Consider the following 25456-nt stretch of genomic DNA (forward strand, 5'->3'; position numbering starts at 1 on the left):
GCTGCCTAAAATCTAAATACCATTGGGGGCTTCATGCTTCTGGCCTTACAAAATATATCCTTCACTTACCAGGATACGGGTCGGGTAGAGCGCGTTTTTGATGGACTCAGCCTTCAGATTAACCCTGGGAGTTTCGTCAGTCTGATGGGGTATTCTGGTTGTGGAAAATCGACCTTGCTGGGGCTCTGCAGTGGAAGATTGCGCCCTGACGCTGGTCAGATAATTTGGGGAGAGCAAGATTTATGGGCTTTACCTCCAAAGAACCGCTTGCATTTGCGCCGGTCTCATGTGGGAATGATTTTCCAAGATTTTCGGTTAATTGATACTATGTCCGTTGCTGACAATATCGCTCTCCCCGCCCATCTGTCTGGGACCAAGCCAGATGTTTCTTGGCAAAAAGAACTGCTTGAACGTATCGGACTGACCAAGTGGAGCAAGTCCTTACCTCAGCAGCTTTCCGGTGGCCAAAGACAGCGTTGTGCAATTGCTCGGGCACTTCTCCTGCGCCCTCCGTTGATCCTTGCTGATGAACCCACAGCATCTATCGATTTAGCCACCGGCGCATCGGTCATTCAACTTCTGACTGGTCTTTGTCAAGAGACCGGATCGACTCTAGTTCTTTCGACTCATGACCCATCAGTCGCGACGGCAGCAGACCGAGTAGTAAATTTGCTTGATGGACGGGTTGTTGACGACTACGAACCGATAGACAGCAGGGATGTTGCTCGTCGGGTGACTTCCATAGGTGCTTGCTGATGTGGTGGATTGCCATGAGGACTGTTCCTCGTCGTATAGATCAGCAGGGGGCTCTTTTCTTAGCCGCTGCAGTCTCTTCAGCGATCCTTACTCTGGTCATAGCCGCAGGGATGAACATCTTCTCGCTTGAAGATAGCCGGGCAGCGAAAGCTGCTTGGTCTCTTATCGGCACTAGCTGCTTCATCTCGGGACTCTCTTTGCTGATAGTCGGGGCTCAAACTGTCACTGACGTGTATGCCTTACGTAGAGACGAACACAGAACGTTACTTGACCTAGGCGCATCCCCTCACTTACTGATCAGCATCTTTACTTTAGAAGTTCTCCTTGCTAGCTCAGTAGGAGCAATGGTTGGCAACCTCATCGCAGCCATAAGTATCAAGTCTTACATTCAGGCCATACAAGAGACCGGTCTTCCAGTATCAGCCGTTCCTCATACTATTCCGCTAGCTGCAGCTTTAATCGGAAGTTCTGTGACAATTCTCATCGCTTTTTTCTGTTCACTCAGCGGGGTATCGGTAGCCAGATCTTCTACTCGAGGAGATAGCAAAATTACCCCCTCCCTGTGGACGAAGAGTCGTGCAGCCTGGTCTTTCATCTCGATTGGCTTGCTCATAGCCGCTTCTCAGCACGAACCCCGATCAGCCAGGAAGTTAGATCATTCATTACAGTATGCGGCGGGCATCGGCATCCTTGCGGTCTTCGTTGCTGTCACTCTCTTACCTATTTTTGTCGCTATTGTTGGTCAACTTGCTAGAAGACTTAGCCTGCAACTTGGCAGTCCTGTTGGCATAGTTGCCATGAATGCAAAATGCATTAGATACGGTAGTTCTTCAGCTACAGGAACTGCCACTGTCCTACTCACTGGAATATCCACCGTATTACTCTTAACATACGCCTCAGGGCTCCCTCGAGAACAATTAATTAGAGTACTGGTGATACTACTCTTACCAATGATATTTTTCCTTAACCTATCCATTATAAATACCAGTATCCTCAATGCTCATAGCCGCAAGGATTTTTCGATATTGCTGTCTGATCTGGGATTTACTTCTCGTCAAATTTGCAAGGCACATCTTCTTGAGATCTTCTTCATTTGGTCATGCGCATCAGCGCTTTGTCTGGCCATCAATATTGCAGTTTCAGCTATCGGTAATGTTTCCCTAGGCCTAGGCATGCTATTGCCGATTATTGTATGCTACTTAATGCCACTAATGGTGGCTTTTTGCGCTATCGCAATTAGTTATAGTCGAAGCCGCCTTCCATGAAAGGATGATCGTGAGAATAGCCGCCCTTACCAAAGTAGTCTATCTGAATCTCATTCTATTATTTTTTGTCATATCATTGAGCGGATGCGGTAGGTCCATGTCAAAGCACTCCTCTGCTCCTCGCATAGATATCGAAGCTACGATCCGTTCTGCGGGAGCTACTTGTGCAGACATTCTGGATGAGGGAAAACAAAATAAAATCCTTAAAGGAAGTCAATCTCTAGACGTTAAGGAGATTATTCGTGATGAGGCGCGACTCTGTGAGTTCCACGCCCATGGAGTGGAGCTTGTTCCTGCAAACGGTATCGATCTTGATGATGAGAAAGACGATCAGCTAGTAGTAACTCTCCCCGCCGCTGGGTTCGAGTCTCCATTGCGCCCTGATTCGTTAGAAAAACTCTTTTTGACCTTTCCTTATCCGATTCGTCACTCCACTGCTGGCAGCATAGATAGCACTAGGGTTGTTTTTACAGACCCACTCCAAGCCAACGGAGCCTTGATATTTTCGAGAGCTTCTTCCGAGCAGGATGCCTATCAGCAAAACCTTTGGGATCGTAACAAAACACTCATTATTGGCGCTGGAATTGCTGTTATGCTGACCGCTTTTAGTGTATTAATTATTAAATCTCGCAATTCGAGGTAAAATAAATTTGCTCGGTAAACTTGCATATATTAAATTTCTCAGCTAAGGATCTTTAATATAAATGTGTCAGCGCCTCGCCTGGATGATCTGAGGGTCTCCTGGTGGAGAAGCTGTGACATCGCTCGCTGTGGTGGCCAGTCTGGGCATCAGGAGTACTTAGCTGCCGCCCTGGCGAGGATGCCTTCCCGTCAGGCGAATCTGGCGGAAGGTCGAGGCGTGTCCGGCGTTGTTGTCGCTGGCGAACGCCGGGCTGGGGGGATGTTCCCCGTATCACACAGGACAGCTAGTGAAGGACCACCCTCTACCTCGTCCTGTAATGGCTCCCTTACGACCGCAGCGCGTCCTGCGTCATGACACTGCTCTCTCCCCCTGGCGATGTCCACGCCTGTAACGCGGACCTGAAGCTCTCCTGAGCAGCGCGGATGCTACCAGCATCAGCGCCGAATCCTCATCGGCCGACGTATCGAACGAGTCCTCACACTCCTCGACCACGCCCCCATAATTTTCCGCTTCCAACAGACTAATTGTTTTAGATAGATAATAGTTTTACATTTTAAAGCAAAGTCTCTTAGGGTCAAACAAACACCCTCAAAAGAGGGTCGAAAAGCCTTCTTATGCTTGCACGCACCCAGTTATTTCGATATTTTCAGAGCGCTCAGAGTCTGGGATTACGGTCACGGCTGGAACAGTGTCTGGTCGAACTATTGGCATCCCAGCAATGTGCACGGAAGCTCCGTCACCAAGAACGGCACGCGTTTCGATTCTGGCTGCACACCTGCACATCAGCGTTCGTATGCATCCACGATGCACCACATGGTGGGACACCGCCGCGCGATACTGTCCTTCGACCGGCCCAGACCACCCGAATCTTTAATAGCCTGGGCTGGAGTGACTGTGCACCAGCCCAGGCTTCCGGTTCGATATAAGGAATAACGATGCGCCTCAGTCGAACCCTGACATCTGCAGTGGCACTCGCGATGATATTCGGCTTCTTGTTCTCATTTTTCTGCTTCAAGACACTTTCTGAACAGACCGAAATGGGTGCCATGGGCAGGATCATGCCGTACGGCGACCGCAAGAACGTCTCTCCACAGGAATATTTTTCCGGCCTCCAACATCTGGCCTCCACTGAACGTATTGATGTCGCGGTCGTGGCAGCCGACCCATCAGGCGCTCAGAGCGCAGAGATTCTCTACATGATTGCGGGTTCAGGCCCGCAGGGCCCCGGACAGAAATGGGTCGATGGCCATGTTCAGTTCAGTCCGGATGCGCACTTGACCACTCAGCAGTTCTCTCCGGAGACCAGGCTTGCCCCCACAAGCCCGTTGCTGATATTCGAGGAACGCGCGAGACTCCCCGTAGAGAATTTCATCGCCGCTCAAGGCTACCAATCTCGATATCAGGATGAGTTCAGTTTCCGCCACGCTCTTGAGTTCTTTCTTACAGGGGCAAAATTATATGCATTCGCCATGACAACACTACTGGTCATGGCGCTCGTTGTCGCAGGCGTTGTGTACCAAGCCAAAGGATTGGCCGTGCAACAGCTACATGGGCACAGCGCTCTCCAACAAGCCCTCTCTCTTACACGAGTACTCGGTCGCGCTGCAATCGGCATGACGCTGCTGGCAGGGGCCCTTTCCGTGTTATTGCTTCTTCCTTACAACGGGCTTGCCTTCTTCGGCCAATTCTTCGGCATTTCAGTTCTGCTGGCCTGCCTTCCCCTGGCAGCTGGCCTCCTAGTCGGATTACTGGCGCTTCACGCGATCCGTTCAATGGACATGATCGCCTCCATTAAAGGAAGACTGCCCTTCCGGACGGGTCATCTCATTGTCTACGTGATCCGGATCCCAACTATCGTGCTCATGCTCGCCGTCGTACATGGTTTGAGTGCGGGCGCTTTAGCGATATCGACACTGACCTCGGCACGCGCAGACTCGCTGAAATATGGCACGACTTATGCAACCACGATGGCTGATGTACCGGATGGTGAGAGGGCAGTTGAGCTAAGCCGAAGTCTCCAAGACGCGCAGCAAGCCGGTGACCTGCGGACAGCCACCTATCTATCCCTCCTGACTGACGAAAGCCAGCCCAGAGCACTGCTGATGGATGCCGATCTCTACCACCGATTAGGGCACACCGAGTCACCCGATAAAAGGGAAGTTCTCGTTGTCACACCACCCGGCATCGCCATGGGCGACAGCGAACTCAGACAACGACTGCTCCTGGTGCTAGGGCCCCAGCTGGAAGACTGGAAGGTCCGCAAGATTTCTTCCCCACATAGCAATCTGTTCGCCCCTATCACCACGATGACCGGGATACCTCGCGGAGACCGCACCCATCAAATACTCGTAGTAGCCAGCCAGCCGCTGACCCTCATGACCCCTTACAACGTAGCCAGCGCTCTCAGCCGAGGGGAGATCCAGTTCACTTCGAGAGAAGCCGCAGAAACCATGGTCGATGGCCCTTTCGGGCGATTGTTCACTTCCATCATTTCAACAACGGACCGCTCCGACCAAGACCTCGCTGCTGTCCGTAGTGAGTATCACGTTCAGTGGGTCAACGCTATTATCGTCGCCCTCGCGCTCGTAAGCAGCGCCTTGACCGTCTCGATGATTTACATGGCTCGGCGAGGACGACGTGATTTCATCCGGCGTCTATTCGGATGGCGGTTCCTTCAGTCGAACCTCGGAATTCTGTCATTTGAGGCCTTTCTGGGGTTCGTGGTGGCGGGGCTGTTGCTGCAGCGGGTGTCTCATCAAGCGAGCCTGCTCACGCAGGGACCGGTCCCCGTGGCGAGCATGCTTGATGACCGCTATACGACCAGCGAAGTGATCGGAACTCTATGCTTGTTAGCAGTGAGTGTCGTTATTTTTTCGCTTGTGCTGGCCCGGGTCAGCTCTTCCTCGCTGCGTCGGCTAAGTACACATCCTTAAGGAACCCACCGATGAGTCCTTCCTCCGATTCCACAGCAGGTGCGACCCTGCTTGTACATGCGCTCAGCAAGAGCTTCGATGAACATACTCTCTGGTCGGGGCTGAACTTGCGGTTACAACCAGGAATGCGGGTCGCTTTAACTGGCGCGAGTGGCAGTGGAAAAAGTACACTCTTAAATTGCCTTGGCCTGTTGGAGCGGCCCACAAGCGGAACCATCTGTTGGGGCGATCAACATCTCACGGAACTCAAGTCAGCTGGCCGTCGCCGATTCAGGCGAGATCACCTGGGTTATCTATTTCAAGACTACGCCTTGATAGAAGACGCGACGGTCGCAGAAAATCTGCGGGTCGTATTGGATGCTTGGGGTTCGCGGAACAGCATCGAGGGAAACAAGCGAACAGCCGTGGCGCGCGCCTTGGACCAAGTAGGGCTGGGCGGTAGAGAAAGAGATCGAGTCCACATCTTGAGCGGCGGAGAACAGCAACGTGTCGCCATGGCCAGGATTCTGCTTCGCCTTCCGGAGATTGTTCTTGCGGACGAGCCGACGGCCGCTCTCGACGGTGAGAACGAGGAGCGCGTGCTCCACTTCCTTGACGAAATGGCACAACGTGGGGCAATCGTCGTGATTGCGACCCATAATCTGAACATTCGAGACAGATGCGATGAAGTAGTGCACCTCCCCGGAAACGCGGGCGAAGTTTCAGTAACGTCGCGCATCGGAGCCCGATCGATAGAAAACATGTAGCGACCGGCTCACGACGAGCCGATCGCTACACACCGTCTGGACCACACTGCGCCTCCCCCCTGCGCATTGGTCACCTGCTCAGCCGTACGGCAGGGGCGCTGCCCGACGAAGAAGGGATCACCCCAGGAACAGCCGGGCCAGCGCCGTCCCCACCAGGACGCTCGTGATCACGCAGATGAATCCCGGGATCATGAAGCTGTGGTTGAGGATGTACTTCCCGATCCGGGTCGTGCCCGTCCGGTCGAAACCGATGCAGGCCACATCGCTGGGATACGTCGGGAGGAAGAAGTAACCGTAGGAGGCTCCGAAGAAGCCGACCATCATCACCGGGTCGACCCCGATCTTCAGCCCGATCGGCGCCATCGCGACCAGAGCAGCCGCCTGGCTGTTCACCAACTTGCTGACCAGGAAGAGCGCCACCGCGAAGGTCCAGGGCTGCTCCTTGACCATGTCGGTCAACACCGCCTGCAGACCCACGATGTGCGCCCCGAAGAAGGTCTCCGCCATCCAGGCCACACCGAACACCGAGAAGATCGCGACCATCCCGGCTTTGAAGACACCCGTGTTCGGGATGTCGACCGACTTCACCTTGCAGAGGATCAGGATCAACGCACCGGCCAGCAACATCAGGATCTGGATGGTCAACGTCATCGACAAGGGCTGCATCTTGCCCTTGGCGTCCAGGAACGACGGCCGCAGACCGGAGAAAGCACCCAGGAGCACCGTCACCGCGATCGCGCCGAAGAAGATCCACGTCGCCCAGTACGCCGACCGGGGCAGCTCCTTGTCCAGCAGCGTCGAGTCGTCGTTCCGCCCGTAGATGTAAGCCCGCTTCTCCGGGTCGGCGATCTTCTCCTGGAACTCCGGGTCGTCGTCCAGGTCCTTACCGCGACGCATGCTCCACAGCGCCGCCAGGATCACGCCCAGCAAGGACGCCGGGATCGACACCGACAAGATCTGCAGGATCGAATAATGCGGCCCACCGGGCACCGTGCCCAGGATCGCCGCCAAGGACACCGTCGCCACCGACACCGGCGACGCCGTGATCCCGACCTGAGCAGCCACCGAAGCCACCGCCATCGGCCGCTCCGGACGGATGTTCTTCTCCAGGGCGATGTCCTCGATGATGGGGAACATCGTGTACACCACGTGACCGGTACCGCACAGCAAGGTCAGGAACCAGGTGGTCAACGGAGCCAACACGGTGATCTGCGTGGGATGGGCCCGCAGTACCCGCTCCGCCGAACGCATCATGACGTCCAACCCGCCGGCGGCCTGGAGTACCGAAGCACACCCGATCACCGCCAGGATCGTCATCATCACGTCCACCGGAGGATGACCTGGTTTCAGCTGAAAAACGAAAACCAGAATGAGCAAACCGAATCCACTGATGAGGCCCAGTCCCATACCGCCGTACTTGGTGCCCACCAACAGACACGCGATGACGATTCCGAGCTGGAGCCCGATGATCAAGGCGTCCATAGGTTCACCCTGAGGCCGCCACCTCCGCAGGAACACGGTTTCGTACATTCTGTTCGTGAAACCCGGGCCTAAGTCCCCCACGTAAAAGCACAGCCAGTGGCGACGAAAACACCGCAGAAAGGAAAGAACCCTGACCGCGGAACCCCGGAAAAACCCATTTCCGAACACCATCGATCCCGGCAACCGTTCCTACTACAGCCACCCCCGCACCTGGGCGCTGGGCACCCATGTCCTCCTCGTCCAAGCCGTTGTCATCGCCGCTGCCGTCCTCGTCGGCCTCGCCGCGTCCTACCTCCAGGCCACCGGCGATGCCCACCGCACCGCGACCGTACGCACCCTGGGGATCGCCCGCATCATCGCCACCTCCCCCGAAGTACACGCCGCCCTCGGCAGCGACGACCCCTCGCCGCGGATCCAAGACCTCGCCGAACGCTGGCGGGCCGCCACCGGCTGCGACTTCATCGTCGTGATGACCCCTGAAGGGCGACGGCTCTCCCACCCCGACGTCGCCCGGATCGGCAAGGAATACCTCGGTCACCGCGACGAAGCCCTCGCCGGACGGTCCTTCACCGAGGAGTACACCGGCACGCTCGGTGCCTCCCTGCGCTCGATCGTCCCGATCCGCGCGAACTCCACGGCCGACGGGCCGGTCGTCGCCCTCGTCTCCGTCGGCATCGCCAAGGTGTCCGTCGCCGACGACATCCGCCACGAACTGCCCACCATCCTCGGCGGTGCGCTCCTCGTCGCCGCACTCGGTGGTGCCGGATCCCACCTGGTCGCCCGCCGGGTACGCCGGGAGACCCACGGCATGAGCAGCAGGCAGCTGCGCGAACTGTACGAGTACTACGACGCCGTCCTGCACGCCGTCCGTGAAGGCGTGGTCCTCGTGCACACCGACGGCACCCTGCGCATCGCCAACGACGAAGCCGTCCGACTGCTCGGGCTCGGCGAGGACGCCGTCGGCACCCCGGTCGACGCCCTCGGCCTGGACCTCGACCTCACCGAAGCCCTCACCGGCGCCCGACCCTGCGCCGACACCGTCTTCGCTGCGGCAGGCGGCTCCGTCGTCGTCAACGCCGCCGCAGCACACCACCAAGGTGAGCCCCTCGGCGTCGTCGCCACCCTGCGCGATCGCACCCAGCTGGAGAAACTGACCGGTGAGCTCGACTCGACCCGTTCGCTACGCGATGCCCTGCATGCTCAGGCCCACGAATCGGCGAACCGGCTGCACACCGTCATCTCCTTGGTCGAACTGGGCCGCAGCGAAGACGCCGTCCGTTTCGCTCTCGGCGAACTGGCCACCACCGAACTGCTCAGCGACGCCCTGGTGTGCACTCTGGAGGAGCCTGCCCTGCGCGCCTTGATCCTGGGAAAGACCGCCGAAGCCGCAGAACGACGAGTGGAACTCAGCGTGGAGGAGACGACCCACCTGTCGGCCGGGCTACTCCCGGCACGGGATCTGGTCACGGTGGCAGGCAATCTCATCGACAATGCCGTCGACGCGGCCTGCCCTGGGCCGGACTGCGCCGAAAGGGACCGGGGCCATGTCACTTTCGCGGCCTGGGTCGAGGACGGCTGTTGTGTCGTCGAGGTCGCCGACGACGGGCCGGGCATTCCTGAAGCGAATGCGGCAAAGGTTTTTCGCCGAGGCTGGTCGACGAAGGATTCCCGGGGCGACGACGTCCCCACCGTGGGACGAGGCTTGGGGCTGGCTCTGGTGAACGACGTGGTGACCCGATGGGGCGGCCGGGTCGAGATCAGCGGCCCACCGGGTGCCGTACTGACAGTGCATCTACCACTGCCTGAAACCGCCGAGAACACCCGGGCTGCTACGACAACTCAAGGGGTGACCGGGTGACTTCCGCCACGAAACCGCCCACCGGGCTGCTACAGGTCCTCGTGGTGGAAGACGAGCCGGTCGCGGCAGTCGCGCATGCAGCCTATGTCCGGCGGGTGCCAGGTTTCGACGTCGCCGGAGTCGCACGGACAGGACAGGACGCCTTGTCCTCCTTACGGTCGCTACCGGTCGACCTGGTGCTCCTGGACCTGCACCTGCCGGACATGCACGGCCTGTCGATCGTCCGGGCGATGCGGGCCGCAGGCGTTCCGACGGACGTCCTGGCCGTGACCTCGGCCCGCGAAGTGGAGACGGTGCGAGCTGCGGTCTCCCTGGGCGTGATCGGTTATCTGCTGAAGCCCTTCGTCTTCGCCTCCTTGGCGGAGCGGCTTCAGTCCTACCGGGAGTACCGGTCGGTGGCAGCAGCCCGAGGGATGAGCACCCAGGGGGAGGTCGACCAGATGCTCGCCGGGCTCCACCAACGACGGGAGCCCTCGTTGCCGAAGGGCCTGGCCGAAGACATCTGGGGTCAGGTGGTCCAGCTGGTGCAGGCATCAGGGCAAGGATGCACTGCGGCGGACACTGCACAGACCTTGGGGGTCTCACGGGTGACGGCGCGCCGCTATCTGGAACACCTGGCCGACAGCGGCCTGGCCGATCGCCGCACCCGACCCGCCGGAGCCGGACGACCATCAATCGAGTATCACTGGCGTGAAAACTCTTCGGCGACACCTGGTGCCATACTTCGGATCGACGGGCTGGGAATACCGAACGGTACGGGATCGCTCCGTCCGATCTCAGGGCATGATTTCTGATCACCACCCGGTCCACCGGTGCCAGGTCGAGCTACCATCGACCCTGCACGCGGCGGACCAGCATGCATGCCAGAGACCCACGAGGAGCGGACATGGGCCTGTTCGACGGGATCCGTAGCCAGTTGATCGACGTCATCGAATGGCTGGACTCCAGCCGGGACACCATCGTGTGGCGTTATCCCCGCAATGACAACGAGATCAAGAACGGCGCGAAACTGACCGTCCGGGAATCACAGGCCGCGGTCTTCGTGAACGAAGGACAGATCGCGGACGCCTTCGGCCCCGGCATGTACGAACTCACCACCCAGAACCTGCCGATCCTGTCGGACCTGAAGGGGTGGAAGTACGGCTTCCAGTCGCCTTTCCGCGCCGAGGTCTACTTCGTGAACATGCGCCGGTTCACCGATCTGAAATGGGGCACCCAGAACCCGATCATCATGCGCGACCCCGATCTGGGAACCGTCCGGGTGCGTGCCTTCGGTGGTTACGCACTGCAGGTGGTGGACCCGCCGAGGCTGCTGCGTGAACTGGTCGGCACCGACCAGCATTTCCAGACGGAGAAGGCCAGCGAGCACATCCGGCAGATGATCGTGGCCAGGTTGTCCAAGGCCTTGACGACCGCAGGGGTCGGCGTGCTGGACCTGGCGACCAGGCAGTCGGAGATCGGCAACTCGGTGGCTGCGGTGCTCTCCGAAGACCTCAGCCCGTACGGCTTCAACATCCCGTCGTTCTTCATCGAGAACATCTCGGTCCCCAAAGAGGTCGAGGAAGCCCTGGACGCGCGCTCCCGGATGGGCGCACTCGGCAACCTCGACAACTACATGAAGATGCAGACCGCCGACGCGATCGAGAAGGTCGCGGAGAACCCCGGCAGCTCCATGAGCGACAGCATGGGCATGGGTGCGGGCATGGGCATGGGGATGGGCATGGGAATGGGCATGGGGCCGATGATCGCCGGAGCCATGCATCCCGACATGCAGGGCGGGCCCGGCCGGCCCGCAGCTGCTCAGCCTGCCGCACCGCCGCAGGCCGCACCGGCACCAAGCCCCCAGGCACCTGCCGCACCTCCTGCGGCGGCACCGCCGCCGTTGCCGCAACCCGAGATGTGGTACGCCGGGGTGAACGGCCAACAAATGGGACCGATGGAGAAGCCGCAGCTGATGGCAGCGCTCTCCTCCGGTCAGTACGCCCAGGACACCCTGGTCTGGAAAGCAGGAATGGCGGGCTGGGTCCCGGCCCGCGAGGTCGCCGACCTGCGTGACCCGATGCAACCGCCCGCCCTCCCACCCCAGTGACCGAGGCACCGGCGGCGCATACCTACCCGTGTGAGGCCTGCGGCGCCCAGATCCAGTTCCATGCCGGAAGCGGCTCGATGCAGTGCTCGTACTGCGGAACCACCCAAGGGGTACCGACCGACGAGCACTACGACGGCAGTATCGACGAGCACGACTACGAGGAGTGGCTGAACTCCGCGAACAAACCGCGTGGGTTCTCCGGTCCGCACACGGTCTCGTGTCCACGTTGTGCTGCGACGACGACCACAGCAGACATCTCTCTGCCCTGCCCGTTCTGCAATGCACCGATCGTGCTCGCGCAGAACCCGGCCGAACAGATCGTGCCTGAAGGCGTGGTGCCGTTCAGCCTGACGAAAGAGCAGGCCGTCGACTCGATGCGTGCCTGGGTGAAATCCCGCTGGTTCGCACCCAATGCCTTCCAGAAGGTCGACTCGGCCGACCGGATCAATGGCACCTATGTCCCCCACTGGACGTACGACGCCGACACCAGCAGCTCGTACGCCGGTGAGCGCGGTGACCACTATTACGTCACCGAGCACTACACCGACAGCGACGGCAAAGCCCAGACGCGGCAGGTGCGGCGCACCCGGTGGACGTCGGCCTCGGGCCGGGTCTGGCGCGACTTCGACGACGTCCTGGTCGTCGGCTGTCTTCAGCTGTCACCGAAGCAGATCGAAAAGCTGTCTCCATGGAAGCTGGAGGGGGCTGAGCCCTTCCGGCAGGCCTATCTGGCCGGCTCCCGCACCTTGCGGTACGACGTCGAACCCGAGCAGGGGCTGGTCACCGCCAAGGACCACATGGCCGGGGTGATCGCCGATGACTGCAGGTCGGACATCGGTGGTGACGAGCAGCGACTCTCCTGGGTACGCACCTCCTATTCCGATGTGACCTTCAAGTTGATGCTCTTGCCGGTGTGGGCTGCCGGTTACATCTACAACGGGCGCACGTACACGGTGTACATCAATGCGCACACCGGTGAGGTCGTCGGTGACCGCCCGTACAGTTGGCGCAAGATCACCGCTGCGGTGATCGCCGCACTGCTGGTGGCCTGTTTGGCGTTCATGGTGTTCGTGTCCACCCGTGGGTCGTCGTCCACCAGGAAACCCTCGGGCCGGACGACGTACAGCAAGCCGTACTACAGCTCGACGAGCAGACCTTCCTCCACGCCGAGCAACCGGTACTCGTACAGTTCCAGTAGTAGCAGCTACTCGTACAGTTCCACCCGGTGGCCGTCGTCCACCTCGCCCAGCAGGTCGTACTACCAACCCGGTCTCTCCGATCAGTCGGGCCAGCCGGTTCGTCACGATGAGTCGAAGCCTGCGAAGACCCCGGACCCGAGCCCGACGCTGCCGGGAACCATCCCGATGGGGGCGCTTCCGACCACCGCACGCTGAGGTCTGACCGGTGCGTCGGGGTTCGTTCGCCCTCAGCGGAGTTCCCGCGCGCCCGCGACGAAATCCCTGATCGGGACTTACGCTGGGGCCCATGCCCGCCCTGTCGCTTTTCCCGCTCGGGGCCGTCGTGGTTCCCGGTGAGCGGCTCAGTGTGCGTGTCACCGAACGTCGCCATCTCATGCTGTTGCGGGACCTCCTGCGCAGCCGTGCCCGCGGAGACGGTTCAGAATTCGGGGTGATAGCAGTCCGATGGGGGCAGGAGCAGGGGGAGGAACTGCCGCTGTCCTTGCACCAGGTGGGCTGTTCCGCTCGGATCCTGGAGGTGAAGGAGTCGGGGAATGCCTATCAGCTGCGAGCGCTGGGTGTGCAACGTTTCCGGTTGGACGGCTTCGACGAGGGGACCCGCACCCCCTATCTGAAGGGCTATGTCACCTGGTTGACCGATCGGGTCCGTGATCCTGAGCTGGTGTCGGTCCTGGCTCAACGGTTGCGGGAAGCGATTTCGGACTATCGGGACGACCTGGGGTTGGAGGAGGTCGAGCTTCCGATGGAGTCGGCGGAGCTCTCGCATCTGGCGATGCGCCATGTGATGTTGGAGCAGCATGACCGGCAGCGGCTGTTGGAGTCCAGGGATGTCGATGCCCGGCTGCTTCTGGCCTTGCAGCTGACTCGGCGAGAGTCGACCTTGCAACGGGAGCTGGGGGCTTTCCCGGGCGCTTACCGGCCTGCGACGCCGGTCGCGAATTGAGCCGCTGCGCGGCATGGCGCGCAGGGTTCGGTGGGGGCAATGACATCGGGAGATGCGTTGGCGTGCGTGGTCTGCTGTTGTCGGTCAGAGTCGGGTGAACAGTGCGGCCAGGGCTTGTCCGCCGCCGATGCACATCGTGACGATCCCGGTCTCCAGGTCGCGACGTACGAGGTCTTTCATCACGCGCAGGGTCAGGATCGCCCCGGTCGCTCCGACCGGATGTCCCAGGGCGATGGCCCCGCCGTAGGGGTTCACCCGCTCTGGGTCCAGGCCGGTGTCGCGGGCGACGGCGACTGCTTGAGCGGCGAAGGCTTCGTTGAGTTCGATGACGTCGATATCGCCGGGACCGGTGCCGGTGAGGTCGAAAAGTTTCTGCAGGGCGTACACCGGGGCGTATCCCATCACCGACGGGTCGACGGCGGCGGTGGCCACGGCGGTCAGGGCGACTGTCGGGGTCAGTCCGCGTTCGGCGGCGACCCGGCCGCGGGTGACGATCACGGCGGCGGCGCCGTCGTTGACCCCCGAGGAGTTTCCGGCGGTGACGGTACCGCCTTTTTCGAAGGCCGGGTGGAGCCGGCTCAGCGTTTCCAGGGTGCTGTCCGGTCTGGGGTGTTCGTCGGCGGTGACGAGGACGGGGTTGCGTCCGCCGGTCTGCACCGGGGTGATCTCTTCGGCGAAGGCTGTCTGGGCCGGTGTGCCGGCGGCTCGTTGCTGGGAGCGCAGGGCGAATTCGTCTTGTTCCTGTCTGCTGACCCCGTAGATGCGGGCGATGTTCTCGGCGGTGCGTCCCATGTGGCCGCCGGTGAAGGGGTCGGTGAGCATCAGCAGGGTTCCGTCGTGAAGGGTGTGGTGTCCCAGGGTGCGTCCGGCGCGGGCGTCGAAATCGTAGAAGGGCATGCGGGACATGTTCTCGTCGCCGCCGGCGACGACGAGGTCGACGCCGCCCCAGTGCAGTTGCTGGGCGGCTGACCAGATCGCCTGGAGTCCGGAGCCGCACAGGCGGTTCACCGTCCAGGCCGGGGTGTCGACGCCGAGTCCAGCTGCGAGGGCTACTCGTCGGGCGTTGTAGGCGTCAGCGCCGACCTGTCCGATACAGCCCATGAGGACCTCGTCGACGTCCGAGAACGGTACGCCGCTGCGTTCCAGTGCGGCCCGCACTGCGACGGCACCCAGTTCATGAGCGGGTGTTCCGGCGAAGGCACCACCGAAGGCGCCGACCGGGGTGCGGGCGCCGTCGAGGAGGACGATCTGGTCGTGGCCGGTGGTCCGCGGCCCTGGCATCGCGGCAGTCATGGCCCCGACTGTAATCCGCTCAAAGCTGACGAAATAGTCAGCGCGCGAACGTTATTCAGATAATCATCGGCTTTCGTCGACCGGGTGGCCCACCGATGCCCCGACCCTGCGGCGGTGCGCATGTGCCGGGTAGACCCCCAACATCCGGAACTCGGTGGTGAAGAAACCCAACTCCTCCAGAGCCCGGGCCAATGCCGGGTCCTCCGGGTGCCCTTCGACCTCCACCAGGAACATCGTGGCCGCGAACTGGTCACCGACCATGTAGCTCTCGAGCTTGGTCATGTTGATGCCATTCGTGGCGAAACCACCCAAGGCCTTGTACAGCGCCGACGGGATATTGCGCACCCGGAAGACGAAACTCGTCATCGTCGGCCCTTGGAGCTCCTCACGGCTGGGCAGCCGCCCCTCCCGGGCCAGCACCACGAAGCGCGTCATATTCGTCGGATCGTCCTCGACGTCGGTGCGCAGCACCTCCAAGCCGTACAGTTCGGCGGCCCCTCGCGGCGCGATCGACAACTTCGCCGGGTCGCCCCAGTCGCGGACCTCCCGCGCCGACCCCGCCGTATCCCCGGCGATCACCGGACGCAGACCGTGCTCGGCGATCAGACGTCGGCACTGCCCCAGAGCGTGGATATGGCTGTGCACGGTGCGGGCGCTCTCGACCGTAGCGCCAGGCACGCCCAGCAACTCGAATCTGATCCGCAGGAAATGCTCCCCCACGATGTGCAGGCCCGCGGTGGGCAGCAGGTTGTGGATGTCGGCGACCCGCCCGGCCAGGGAATTGTCGATCGGAATCATGGCCAGGTCGGCCTCCCCGGAGGCCACCGCGTCCAAAGCCTCCTCGAAGCTGACGCACGGGGCTGCATCCCCGCCGGGGAACACCTCCTGGCACGCCAGATGCCCGTTGCAGCCGGGCTCGCCCTGATAGACGATACGAGGTCGAGCAGTGTTACCAGACACATTCACTCACTTCACACAGGGGATGATTCCGCCGGTCAACGCCGTCAGCGTACCGGGGGCGGTGTCTTCCTTCTTGTCGCCACTACCCACCGTGCTCGGGGCGAGCGCCGTCGTCGAGGGCGACGGCGTGGGGGCCCCTGGTCTGGGCGCGACGCCAGGCACCGAAGCCGGACTGCTCAAGCCAGCCGGGATCCGGAAACCTGCACCCAGGACGACCTGCATCTGGGTCGAGGAGAGACCGGCCTTCTCCGCGGTGACCGCACCATTACCGAGCAGGGTGGCGAGCTCGGTCGCCGCGGCGGACTGCCCCGGGCCGTGTTCCACGACGGTCTTGATCCGCACCGCTTGAGTACCGGCTTCTCCCTTCTGGTACCCCTTTCCGGCAAGACCGTTCAGCAGCTGTGCCGCCAGCCCGCTGGTGCCCGACCCGTTGGACACCGAGACTGTCGGCTTGGGTGCATTGCTCGTCGGGGCAGAGGTGGCCGTGGCCGTGGCGGCGGGTTTCTTCCCGCTCTCCAGCAACTGTTTGATGGTGGCTTGGATGACCGGCAGGTCGACCTTGTTGGAGGCACCGCCGTACTTGTCGGTGAAGAAGCCCTGCACCGGAAGCGTGTAGAAGACGACCTTGCCTTCGGTGACCTGCGTGACCTTGGTCATCAGGTCCATGACGTTGAGTCCGCTGTCCACGGCGATATTCCGTTTGGCGACCTCGATGAGGCCGCTGAGCTTGCTCGGGTTGGCGAAAGTACCGGCCTGGCGCAGCTGGTAGGCCAGCGAAGCCATGAAGGCCTGCTGCCTGCGTTCCCGGTCGAGGTCGGTGAAGTCTCCGGTTCGGGCCAGTTCGTCACGACGTTGACGGACGAAGGCGATGGACTGCTCGGCGTCGATCTCCTGCTTCCCGGCCTTGAAGTCGGCCCCGGAATAGCGGTCCTTGGTGTCATGTTTCAAACAGACCTGGACGGGCTGTACCACCTGGGCGATCTCGTAGAAGGCGACCATGGTCACCTCGACGAAATGGTGGATGCGCAGGCCGTTGCCGAGGAAGGCCTCGACGGTCTTGATCTCCTGTTTCCGGCCGGCTTCCCGCGCTTCGGTGTGCTTGTCCTCGTCGGACATGTTCGCCGTCTTCAGTTCGGCGGTGCGCCCTTCGAAAGCCACGTCGTAGGCTTCCTTGATCTTGCCGTCGCATTTCTTGTACGGGCATCCGGGGAAGTCGACGAAATTGTCCCGGGGGATCTGAATGATGGAGGCGGGCCTCCCGTCTGCCGGGATGTGCATCAGCATCAACACGTTGGTGTTCATCCCGCCGATGGTGGAGTTCCCGGTGTGCATCGCGTCGTAGATGTCCTTGGACAGGGGCTGACCTTTGAGGTTCAGCCGGCTGTCCAGCCCCATGATGAGGATGTTCGTGTCGGTGGTGACCCCTTTTTCTCCGGGGTGGAGTTCCTCGATGGCCTTCGACCGGTTGATCCCCTGGTCGAGTCGGATGTACTGGAATCCGACATAGCCCACGAGCGTGAGCACCAGCAGCAAAGCGGTCCCCCCGACCCAGCTCAGGGCACGAAGGACCGGACGTCGTTTCTTCGCTGGTGGTGTCGTCGGCTCAGGATCGGCGGGGATATCCGCGTCCGGCACCTGTTCGACGGCTGGTGCAGGCTCGACCGGCCGGACAGGTCGAGCTGGCGGGACAGGACGCGCAGGACTGGCAGCTGGTTTCGAGGCAGGAGGTTCCGAGGCAGGAGGTTCCGCCTTCGCCGGCTGCACCTTCTTGGCAGACACCCGCGGATCCGGTACGGGCAACCGGCGGATCTCCGCGGTCGACTCCGCAGGAGCGTCGGACTTCACGGAGACCGCCGACACCCGTTTCAGCGGCGGCAGCATCCGCGGCGAAGACGCTGCCGGCTTCCGCCTGGGCGGCGGCACCACAGCCTTCGGCTTCGTGCTCTTCCGCGCCGCTGCAGCAGACTTCTCAGCGCTCTTCGGCGTCGAGCCACCGGACCTCACGGCCGGTGCAGCAGGGAGCTCCGCAGCCTCGGCGCCCGGGCTCGCCTCGTTGTCGGGACGGGACGGGCCCCGGTCGTTCTTCGTCATTCCGCTCCTGGTCAGACCTGTATGCGGTCCCCCTCGATCGTCTCGGGCAGACGTCGCGCCCACACGATACCGACACCTCCTGGAAAAACGGTGAGCCTACCGAGCCCGCAAAGTGCGGGCGAAAGCTCCCCCAGGAAGCGACATTCGTTGTCGCTCAAGCGATGTGCCTGACCCTGATGGTCACTTCCGACCCGCGGAGAGACTCCAGGACACCCTCCGGCACCACATCATGGGTGTCGATGACCACATAGCCGAAATCACCGTGGGTGCCGAGAAACTGCGCCTCGACGTTGACCCCGTGCTCAGCCAGGAGATTGTTGACCGTCGCCAGCACACCCGGAACATTCAGGTGGATGTAGGCCAGTCGACTCCCCCCGGGCTCCTGACGCAGATTCACCGGTGGGAGGTTCACCGACATCGACGTATTCCCCAACAACGAATAGTCCCGCAGCTTCAACGCCACGAAACGACCGATATCGACCTGAGCCTCCTCGGTGGACCCCCCGATGTGCGGAGTGAGGATGACATTCGGCACCCCCTGCAACGGAGTCACAAAGGCATCGCCGCGGCTCTTCGGCTCCGTCGGGAAGACATCCACCGCAGCACCCGCGATATGACCCGAACGGATGTGCGTCGCCAAGGCACCGTAATCGACGACGAAACCACGGGACAGGTTCAGGAAAAGGCTCCGCCGCCGCATCCTCGCGAACTGTTCCTCACCGAAGAAACCCGCGTTGGCACCCCGCCCGTCGACATGCAAGGAGACGGCCTCGGCGACATCGAGCAATTCCTCCAAACTGTTGCACCGTCGAGCATTGCCCAACGCCAGCCGGTCCTCCACGTCGTAGTAGAAGACCTGCATGCCGAGCATCTCGGCGACGACCGACAACTGCGAACCGATGTTCCCGTAGCCGACGATGCCCAACCGGCGCCCCCGGATCTCGTGCGAACCGGTGGCCTGTTTGTCCCAGGTCCCCTCGTGCAAGGCTCGGTCCTTCTCGGTGAGTCGACGTGCCAACGAGATGATCTCCGCGATGGCCAGTTCCACCACCGAGCGGGTGTTGGAGAAAGGCGCATTGAAGACGGCGACCCCACGGGCCGCCGCCGCAGCCAGATCCACCTGGTTCGTGCCGATGCAGAAGGCACCGATGCTCTCCAGGTGCGGCGACGCGGACAACACCCGCTCGGTGATGTGCGTATTTGAACGAATACCCAGCGCGGTGACCCCGCGCAAGGCGGCGATCAACTCGTCCTCGTCGAGAGAACCACCGTGGGTCGTCACGTCAAACCCTGCACCGGTAAGGATCTCAGCAGCCAACGAGTGCACGTTCTCCAACAGGAGTGCCTTCATCTCCCCATTGTGGCGGGACGGACACCGTGGAGACGAAACATCCCGACTGCCGGAATTTTCCTCACGAAGAAGGTGACTGCTGGAATCTGCCGCGACGACCGCCAAGGGTCACCGGGTCGGGGCGACCCCTGTCGTCCGAGATATCCACGACGCATTGTCCGCCGTCGTGGTGTAGAAACCCTCCGAACGGCAATCTCCCCCCAAGAAGGCCCCCCACACCTTGCCGTCACGAAGCAACGGCCCGCCGCTGTCCCCCGAGCAGCCGGTGCCGGTGACCGGGGTCAGCACCGCCGCCTTGAGATCCGGGTAATTGGAGGTCCCCTCGAAACGGTCCATCCGCTGGGTCCCTCGGCGCAGCTGACGGCTCGGATCCGTCTCGAACGACTGCGACCCCCAGCCGATGACCGTGAAGAGGTCACCACGCCGGGGCCGACGATCGGTCCACGGCAGGAAAGAGCCCTCCGGCTCGCTGTCGAGCTTCACCACAGCCATGTCCCCCACCGGCGCGAACACCGCTTCGACGATCTTCGCCCGAGGCCCCACCCCGAAAGTCACCGTACGGGTGTACGCCGTGTCAACGCCGATGGCCTCGCCCTCACCCGTAGGCTCCGCGCAGTGCCTGGCCGTCAGCACCCAGCGAGGTGCGATCCGGCTTCCGGTGCACTGCGGGTCTCCTCGCAGGCCCAAGGAGACCACGCCGGGATTCTCCTCGACCCGCTTCACCTCTTCCCCACCGACGACCCGCACCCCGTCACCGCCCCTGTCCAGTGCTGCTGAGACGGACGGAACCGGGAGCACACACCAGGCGAGGACAACGGCCAGGACTCCCGCGGCCCGACGACCCCGGCCGTTCTGGCGACGAGGAGCGGTGCGGATGGGCGACGACATGACAGACTCCTTCTGGGCAGATCGTGGAAGGCAGCCACGCACCGGAAATCTCGACGACCCGGAACCATCACAGCCGCCAGCTTGCGGAGAGCACTCCTCGACCTTAAGGAAAGCGCCACCCTCCGAAAGGGATCCACGCCGAGTCCGCCTTCGCGAATATCACGGGGAGCAATCCGGAAGTTCAGCTCAGATCGGCCTGAAGACAGCCGATTCCGTTAAGCGTCCGAGAAAAACGGGGAAAACCTCCACAAGTTTCCCGCCCCTTCCAGCGCTCACGGAGATCACGATGCGCATCGAGTTCCAAGCCACCGACGGGTCCCGGGTGCGTGTACTCAATCTCTCCATCCACGACCCCCGCCGCAACAACCCCCGATACTTCGTGCTCGAGGAGAACCTCCTCGGGGAGACCACCACCCCGGACCAGCCCGGATTCGACCGCACCCACACGACCCGCGAGGCCGTCGCCATCGCGCTGGCGAAAGCCGTTGCCCGCGACAGCGCGACCTCCTCACTGCTGGTCGCCCATCGCGATACCACCGAAGAAGGCGATGTCGTCGACCGCACCGTCTTCGCCCCCGGCGCCTGGCCGGTCCTGACCTTGGTCGACGCCTAGCCTCTTCCCCCCACGCTCCCGCCCGGTCCCGATGATGCCACCTCGGGAACGGGCGGGCTCCCACATCACCCGAGGGCCCCGCAGCCGACCGGCTGCGGGGCCCTCGGCCTTCACCTCTGACGATCTTGCTGCGACTCCGATCAGTCCTCTTCGAAACGGCTCGCATCACCAGCGCCGTACCGGAGGATCTCCGCCACCCCGGAAGACAGGTCGACGACCGTGGTCGGCTCGGCACCACACTCGCCGGTGTCGATCACCACATCGACCAGGTGGTCGAGTTCGTCCTTGACCTCCCAGCCGTTCATCATCGGTTCGTCGTGATCCGGCAGGATCAACGTGGTGGTCAGCATCGCCTCCCCCAGCTCGGTGAGCAAGGCCTGCACCACCGGAGTCGGACTGATCCGCACCCCGACGGTGTGCTTCTTCGGATGCATCAGCCGCCGCGGAACCTCCGGGGTCGCCGGGAGCACGAAGGTGTACGGACCAGGTGTCGCCGCTTTGACCGCCCGGAAAACCGCATTACTGACGTGCACGAACTGCCCCAGCTGGGAGAAATCGGCGCACATCAGTGAGAAATGGTGCTTGTCGGTGAGACGGCGGATCGACACGATGCGCTCTTTACCGGAGACCTGGTCGAGGCGGCAGCCGAGCGCATAACCCGAATCCGTCGGGTAGGCGATCAGGCCACCTTCCCGCACGACGTCCACCGCTTGACGGATGAGACGTTCCTGCGGGTTCACCGGGTGCATATCGAGGTAACGGGCCATTCGATCAGCGTACGCTCCGGGTCCGTCCGGATCATGACCGACAGCGGGAAGGCCTCGTGACAGGGGCCGGAGCAAGCTGACAGCGGGTCCGTCCTCAAAAGCGGAGGCGCCGGTATGCCACCATGATTCGAGGAAGACCCCAGGGAGGGACGATGGTTCAGGAACGCAACCGTGACTTCGCGGATGCTCTGAGGGAGGCCATCGAATCACGTGGGCTGAGCCTCGACCGGGTGCGCGCCCACCTGCTGTCCTACGGCCACGACGTCTCAGTGGCAACCTTGTCCTACTGGCAGACGGGGCGAAGCGCTCCTGTGCGGCATGCCTCCCTCCAAGCACTGGGGGCGCTCGAGGTCATCCTGCAGGTGCCACGGGGTTCCCTGGCCTCACGGCTGCCCAGCCAGCGCAGCAAACGCTCGGGCGGACGAGTCGCGACCGTCCTGCGTCACGGCCCCGAAGAAGCCGAGTGCGACCGGATCTCAGCGATGCTGGGGGTCGCCTGGGACGACGGTTTCCGCCGGGTCTGCCAGGAGGAGTTCATCACGATCGGTGCCGACCGGGCGGAGAAGGAACACTCGGTGACCGATGTGATCGTCGCCGACCGGGACGGCTTCGACCGGCTCCTCGTCGGTTACTACTCCGACATCCCCGGGGTACTCCCGGTGGTCGGTGCCGGGCACGGCTGCACCGTCGGCAGAGTGGTCAGCGTCCTGCGGGAAACACTCACCGTTGCCGAGCTGATCCTGGACCAGCCGCTCCGCGCAGAAGACCCGTACCTGCTGGAACACCACGTGTCCTACGACTCGCCCCATGTCCTCGTCCGCGACTGGCAACGTCTGCACCTGAAGTCCATCTACTCACACAGCGTGACGGTTTCCTTCCCCCCGGAGTGTCCACCGTCACGACAGGAGTTCTACGTGGGCAGGCGGGTACCGGACATGTCCTTCCGCCCGGTCTCCTCACCGTCCCCGGAACTGACGATCTACACCCGGCACGACGAGCCAGGCACCATCGCGGTGCGCTGGTCCTGGGATGACGACCCCGCCGAACTCGAACAACCCACCCGACGGTTCCCGGACGGTTCGCTGACCTGAACGGCCCGGGAACTCCGGTACTGCACGACCTGGCCACAGATCAGTGGGCGCGCCGCAGCCGCAGCGAGTTGCCGACGACGATCACCGAACTGCTGGCCATGAACGCCGCAGCGATACCGGGATTGAGCAGACCGGCCGCCGCCAGGGGCAGTGCGATCACGTTGTAGCCGAAAGCCCAACCCAGGTTCTGTTTCACGATGCGCAGCGTGGCACGAGAAACCCGTACCGCGGTGGCGGCAGCCCTCGGGTCGCCCGACACCAGGACCACGTCGCCGGCCTCGATGGCGACATCGGTCCCGGTGCCGATGGCCAGACCCAGATCGGCCTGGGTGAGGGCAGCCGCGTCGTTGACCCCGTCACCGACCATCGCGACGACACGCCCTTGGCCCTGCAGGCGGCGCACCTCATCGGTTTTCCCCTCGGGGAGGACCCCGGCGGCTACCCGATCCGCGTCGATGCCCACCTCGGCGGCGATCTGCAGGGCAGCCTCGACGCGGTCCCCGGTCAACAGGTACGGCTCGACACCCAATGCCCGTAACTGGGCGATGGCATCCACGGCCTCGTCCTTGACGGTGTCGGACACGGCAAGAACCGCCTTGGCCCGGCCGTCCCAGCCGACGGCAACGGCGGTGACCCCGCCGGGGAGTGCCGCGACCAGCTCGGTGACACCGCTGATCTCCGTGCCCTGGTCGGCGAGCCAAGCGGGCCGTCCGACGAGAACCCGGCTCGGCCGTCCGTCGACCACGACCTCGGCGGTCACCCCCAATCCCGTGGAAGCGTGCACCGACGTCGCGCCGGGCAGACTCAGCCCGCGGTCACGCGCCGCCGCGACGACAGCGGCAGCGATGGGATGTTCGGAAGCACTTTCGGCGGCGGCAGCGACGGCGAGCGCTTCTGCTTCGTCCTGCCCGTCGAGGGGGTGTACGGAGGCGAGTGTCATCTGCCCGGTGGTGAGGGTTCCGGTCTTGTCGAGCAGGACGGTGTCGATCCGTCGAGTGGATTCGAGGATTTCCGGCCCTTTGATGACGATGCCGAGTTGGGCTGCCCGGCCGCTGCCGACCAGGAGGGCGGTCGGGGTGGCCAGTCCGAGGGCGCAGGGGCAGGCGACGACGAGGACGGCGACGGCGGCGGTGAAGGCGGCTTGCAGGGGTCGGCCGGTCATCACCCAGGTGAGGAAGGTCGCTGCGGAGATGGCGAGGACGACGGGGACGAAGACCGAGGAGACCCGGTCGGCGAGGCGTTGCACGGGTGCTTTGCCTGCCTGGGCTTCGGCGACCATGCGGGCGATCCGGGCCAGGGTGGTGTGTTCGCCGACCCGGGTGGCGCGGACGACGAGTGCGCCGGTGCTGTTGACGGTGCCTCCGGCGACCTCGTCCCCGGGGGTGATGTCGACGGGGACGGGTTCGCCGGTGAGCATCGAGCAGTCGACGGCGGAGTGTCCTTCGACGACGATGCCGTCGGTGGCCACGGTCTCTCCGGGGCGGACGAGGAAGAGGTCGTTCAGCCGGAGTGAGGCTGTGGGGATCTGCCGGTGGTGGCGGGTGCCGCCGGGGTCGGTGTCGACGCGGGTGGCTTCTTTCGCGCCGAGGGCGAGGAGCGATCTGAGGGCGTCGCCGGCCCGGTGTCGGCTCCGCGCTTCGGCGTACCTTCCGGCGAGGAGGAAGGTGACGATCATGGCGGCGGTTTCGAAGTACAGGTGGGGGATGTCTTCGGTGTGACCGTGGCCGGTCGTGGGGGCGTCGCCGATGAGGCCGCCGTCGAGCGCCGGGAGCAGGGACATGTCCATGCGCATGCCGAGTTGTCCTGCGCCGCCGAAGAAGAGCGCCCAGAGTGACCAGCCGGTGGAGGCGATGACGCCCAAGGAGACCAGAGTGTCCATGGTGAAGGCGCCGTGGCGGGCGGCGGTGGCGGCGCTGCGGTGGAAGGGCCAGGCGCACCAGGTGGCGATGGGGATGGTCAGCGCGGCGACGATCCACTGCCATCCGGTGAACTGCCATGCCGGGACCATGGAGAGCACCATGACGGGTAGGCCGCGGGTGGCAGCGACGAGGAGGCGGCGACGTAGGTCTGCGAGCCGTCGTCGGGTGGGCGCGGAGGTGTCGTGGACGTCGGGGACGCTACCGGTGTCGAGTGTTCCGGGGTCGGCGCCTTCAGCGGTGGGTGCCGGTGCGGTCAGGTCCCGGACGGCGAGGACACGGGCTCCGTATCCGGCTTTGACGACGGTGGCGACGAGTTCGTCGGCGGGTCGTTCCTGATGGAGGGTGATGCGGGCGCTCTCGGTGGCCAGGTTGACGACGGCGGTGACCCCGTCGAGTCGGCCTAGCCGTTTTTCCACCCGCGCCACGCAGGCCGCGCAGGTCATGCCCTCGATGGCGAGGTCGACCTGTCCGACCGGTGCGTCGGTGGTATCGGGTGCGATGTCGCCGGGCGTGCGGGGGGTTCCCGTGGCGGTCGTTCCGGCGGGGTGGCGCGGGTGGATGTCGGTCAT

At 62.8% G+C, this 25456-nt stretch carries 21 protein-coding genes; 13 read left to right on the plus strand and 8 right to left on the minus strand.

What is annotated here, in order from left to right:
- The first annotated feature begins 33 nt into the window (after nucleotides 1-33).
- The 6 genes from DX923_RS14375 to DX923_RS14390 all read left to right on the plus strand — a co-directional run bounded on the left by DX923_RS14375 (nucleotide 34) and on the right by DX923_RS14390 (nucleotide 6343).
- Entirely contained in the window at nucleotides 34-756 is a 723-nt protein-coding gene (locus tag DX923_RS14375) for an ABC transporter ATP-binding protein (protein WP_116115784.1), read from the plus strand.
- Nucleotides 756-2021 (plus strand): hypothetical protein, encoded by a 1266-nt coding sequence (locus tag DX923_RS16365; protein WP_162873031.1) that lies wholly within the window; start codon nucleotides 756-758, stop codon nucleotides 2019-2021. Before DX923_RS14375 ends, DX923_RS16365 begins: the two co-directional genes overlap by 1 nt.
- 10 nt (nucleotides 2022-2031) lie before the next feature.
- Nucleotides 2032-2664, plus strand: a complete 633-nt coding sequence (locus DX923_RS16370) for a hypothetical protein (protein WP_162873032.1) — start codon at nucleotides 2032-2034, stop codon at nucleotides 2662-2664.
- A gap of 618 nt (nucleotides 2665-3282) precedes the next feature.
- Entirely contained in the window at nucleotides 3283-3597 is a 315-nt protein-coding gene (locus tag DX923_RS17220) for a lactococcin 972 family bacteriocin (protein ID WP_162873033.1), read from the plus strand.
- 2 nt (nucleotides 3598-3599) lie between these two features.
- Nucleotides 3600-5597, plus strand: coding sequence for a bacteriocin-associated integral membrane family protein (locus tag DX923_RS14385; RefSeq protein WP_116115786.1), 1998 nt, complete (start codon nucleotides 3600-3602; stop codon nucleotides 5595-5597).
- An 11-nt stretch (nucleotides 5598-5608) separates the two neighbouring features.
- On the plus strand, nucleotides 5609-6343 hold the full coding sequence (locus DX923_RS14390) for an ATP-binding cassette domain-containing protein (protein ID WP_116115787.1): 735 nt from the start codon (nucleotides 5609-5611) through the stop codon (nucleotides 6341-6343).
- A gap of 117 nt (nucleotides 6344-6460) precedes the next feature.
- On the opposite strand, the gene DX923_RS14395 is transcribed toward DX923_RS14390, so the two are convergent.
- The gene (locus tag DX923_RS14395; protein WP_116115788.1) at nucleotides 6461-7825 is read right to left on the minus strand and encodes an anaerobic C4-dicarboxylate transporter; all 1365 of its coding nucleotides are present in this window, start codon (nucleotides 7823-7825) and stop codon (nucleotides 6461-6463) included.
- A 253-nt stretch (nucleotides 7826-8078) separates the two neighbouring features.
- Here DX923_RS14395 and DX923_RS14405 point away from each other — a divergent pair, with 253 nt between their 5' ends.
- The 5 genes from DX923_RS14405 to DX923_RS14425 all read left to right on the plus strand — a co-directional run bounded on the left by DX923_RS14405 (nucleotide 8079) and on the right by DX923_RS14425 (nucleotide 13914).
- Nucleotides 8079-9683 carry a sensor histidine kinase gene (locus tag DX923_RS14405; RefSeq protein ID WP_275895853.1) on the plus strand — a complete coding sequence of 535 codons (1605 nt, stop codon included), beginning with the start codon at nucleotides 8079-8081 and terminating at the stop codon, nucleotides 9681-9683.
- Nucleotides 9680-10477, plus strand: a complete 798-nt coding sequence (locus tag DX923_RS14410; protein ID WP_240322655.1) for a response regulator — start codon at nucleotides 9680-9682, stop codon at nucleotides 10475-10477. The genes DX923_RS14405 and DX923_RS14410 overlap by 4 nt, the downstream gene beginning before the upstream one ends.
- Nucleotides 10478-10569: 92 nt before the next feature.
- Nucleotides 10570-11772: an SPFH domain-containing protein gene (locus tag DX923_RS14415; RefSeq protein ID WP_116115791.1), complete on the plus strand. Its 1203-nt coding sequence runs from the start codon at nucleotides 10570-10572 to the stop codon at nucleotides 11770-11772.
- A complete protein-coding gene (locus DX923_RS14420) occupies nucleotides 11769-13166 on the plus strand; it encodes a hypothetical protein (protein ID WP_205413057.1) in 1398 nt (465 codons plus the stop codon). Before DX923_RS14415 ends, DX923_RS14420 begins: the two co-directional genes overlap by 4 nt.
- 91 nt (nucleotides 13167-13257) lie before the next feature.
- On the plus strand, nucleotides 13258-13914 hold the full coding sequence (locus DX923_RS14425; protein WP_116115792.1) for an LON peptidase substrate-binding domain-containing protein: 657 nt from the start codon (nucleotides 13258-13260) through the stop codon (nucleotides 13912-13914).
- An 84-nt stretch (nucleotides 13915-13998) separates the two neighbouring features.
- Here DX923_RS14425 and DX923_RS14430 read toward each other — a convergent pair whose 3' ends face one another.
- From DX923_RS14430 to DX923_RS14450, 5 genes are all read right to left on the minus strand, one after another.
- Nucleotides 13999-15207 carry a thiolase family protein gene (locus DX923_RS14430; RefSeq protein WP_240322656.1) on the minus strand — a complete coding sequence of 403 codons (1209 nt, stop codon included), beginning with the start codon at nucleotides 15205-15207 and terminating at the stop codon, nucleotides 13999-14001.
- A 63-nt stretch (nucleotides 15208-15270) separates the two neighbouring features.
- A complete protein-coding gene (locus tag DX923_RS14435; RefSeq protein WP_116116367.1) occupies nucleotides 15271-16167 on the minus strand; it encodes a prephenate dehydratase in 897 nt (298 codons plus the stop codon).
- Between the two features lie 6 nt (nucleotides 16168-16173).
- Entirely contained in the window at nucleotides 16174-18258 is a 2085-nt protein-coding gene (locus DX923_RS14440) for an LCP family protein (protein ID WP_116115794.1), read from the minus strand.
- 154 nt (nucleotides 18259-18412) lie between these two features.
- Nucleotides 18413-19609, minus strand: coding sequence for a phosphoglycerate dehydrogenase (gene serA / locus DX923_RS14445; RefSeq protein ID WP_116115795.1), 1197 nt, complete (start codon nucleotides 19607-19609; stop codon nucleotides 18413-18415).
- Between the two features lie 108 nt (nucleotides 19610-19717).
- The gene (locus DX923_RS14450) at nucleotides 19718-20497 is read right to left on the minus strand and encodes a S1 family peptidase (protein WP_116115796.1); all 780 of its coding nucleotides are present in this window, start codon (nucleotides 20495-20497) and stop codon (nucleotides 19718-19720) included.
- Nucleotides 20498-20783: 286 nt separating this feature from the next.
- Here DX923_RS14450 and DX923_RS14455 point away from each other — a divergent pair, with 286 nt between their 5' ends.
- Nucleotides 20784-21110, plus strand: coding sequence for a hypothetical protein (locus DX923_RS14455; protein ID WP_116115797.1), 327 nt, complete (start codon nucleotides 20784-20786; stop codon nucleotides 21108-21110).
- A gap of 140 nt (nucleotides 21111-21250) precedes the next feature.
- On the opposite strand, the gene DX923_RS14460 is transcribed toward DX923_RS14455, so the two are convergent.
- The gene (locus tag DX923_RS14460; protein WP_116115798.1) at nucleotides 21251-21877 is read right to left on the minus strand and encodes an L-threonylcarbamoyladenylate synthase; all 627 of its coding nucleotides are present in this window, start codon (nucleotides 21875-21877) and stop codon (nucleotides 21251-21253) included.
- A 152-nt stretch (nucleotides 21878-22029) separates the two neighbouring features.
- Between DX923_RS14460 and DX923_RS14465 the strand changes: the two genes are divergently transcribed.
- Nucleotides 22030-22968, plus strand: a complete 939-nt coding sequence (locus DX923_RS14465) for a helix-turn-helix domain-containing protein (RefSeq protein WP_116115799.1) — start codon at nucleotides 22030-22032, stop codon at nucleotides 22966-22968.
- A 40-nt stretch (nucleotides 22969-23008) separates the two neighbouring features.
- On the opposite strand, the gene DX923_RS14470 is transcribed toward DX923_RS14465, so the two are convergent.
- A complete protein-coding gene (locus DX923_RS14470) occupies nucleotides 23009-25456 on the minus strand; it encodes a heavy metal translocating P-type ATPase (protein WP_116115800.1) in 2448 nt (815 codons plus the stop codon).

The organism is Austwickia chelonae (assembly GCF_003391095.1).
GTDB lineage: Bacteria > Actinomycetota > Actinomycetes > Actinomycetales > Dermatophilaceae > Austwickia > Austwickia chelonae_A.

Coding starts and splice junctions, on each gene's coding strand:
- DX923_RS14395 (WP_116115788.1), bottom strand. CDS start 7,825: ATGGACGCCTTGATCATCGGGCTCCAGCTCGGAATCGTCATCGCGTGT.
- DX923_RS14425 (WP_116115792.1), top strand. CDS start 13,258: ATGCCCGCCCTGTCGCTTTTCCCGCTCGGGGCCGTCGTGGTTCCCGGT.
- DX923_RS14450 (WP_116115796.1), bottom strand. CDS start 20,497: ATGTCGTCGCCCATCCGCACCGCTCCTCGTCGCCAGAACGGCCGGGGT.
- DX923_RS14430 (WP_240322656.1), bottom strand. CDS start 15,207: ATGACTGCCGCGATGCCAGGGCCGCGGACCACCGGCCACGACCAGATC.
- DX923_RS14375 (WP_116115784.1), top strand. CDS start 34: ATGCTTCTGGCCTTACAAAATATATCCTTCACTTACCAGGATACGGGT.
- DX923_RS16365 (WP_162873031.1), top strand. CDS start 756: ATGTGGTGGATTGCCATGAGGACTGTTCCTCGTCGTATAGATCAGCAG.
- DX923_RS14460 (WP_116115798.1), bottom strand. CDS start 21,877: ATGGCCCGTTACCTCGATATGCACCCGGTGAACCCGCAGGAACGTCTC.
- DX923_RS14385 (WP_116115786.1), top strand. CDS start 3,600: ATGCGCCTCAGTCGAACCCTGACATCTGCAGTGGCACTCGCGATGATA.
- serA (WP_116115795.1), bottom strand. CDS start 19,609: ATGAAGGCACTCCTGTTGGAGAACGTGCACTCGTTGGCTGCTGAGATC.
- DX923_RS14390 (WP_116115787.1), top strand. CDS start 5,609: ATGAGTCCTTCCTCCGATTCCACAGCAGGTGCGACCCTGCTTGTACAT.
- DX923_RS14415 (WP_116115791.1), top strand. CDS start 10,570: ATGGGCCTGTTCGACGGGATCCGTAGCCAGTTGATCGACGTCATCGAA.
- DX923_RS14470 (WP_116115800.1), bottom strand. CDS start 25,456: ATGACCGACATCCACCCGCGCCACCCCGCCGGAACGACCGCCACGGGA.
- DX923_RS14440 (WP_116115794.1), bottom strand. CDS start 18,258: ATGACGAAGAACGACCGGGGCCCGTCCCGTCCCGACAACGAGGCGAGC.
- DX923_RS14465 (WP_116115799.1), top strand. CDS start 22,030: ATGGTTCAGGAACGCAACCGTGACTTCGCGGATGCTCTGAGGGAGGCC.
- DX923_RS14455 (WP_116115797.1), top strand. CDS start 20,784: ATGCGCATCGAGTTCCAAGCCACCGACGGGTCCCGGGTGCGTGTACTC.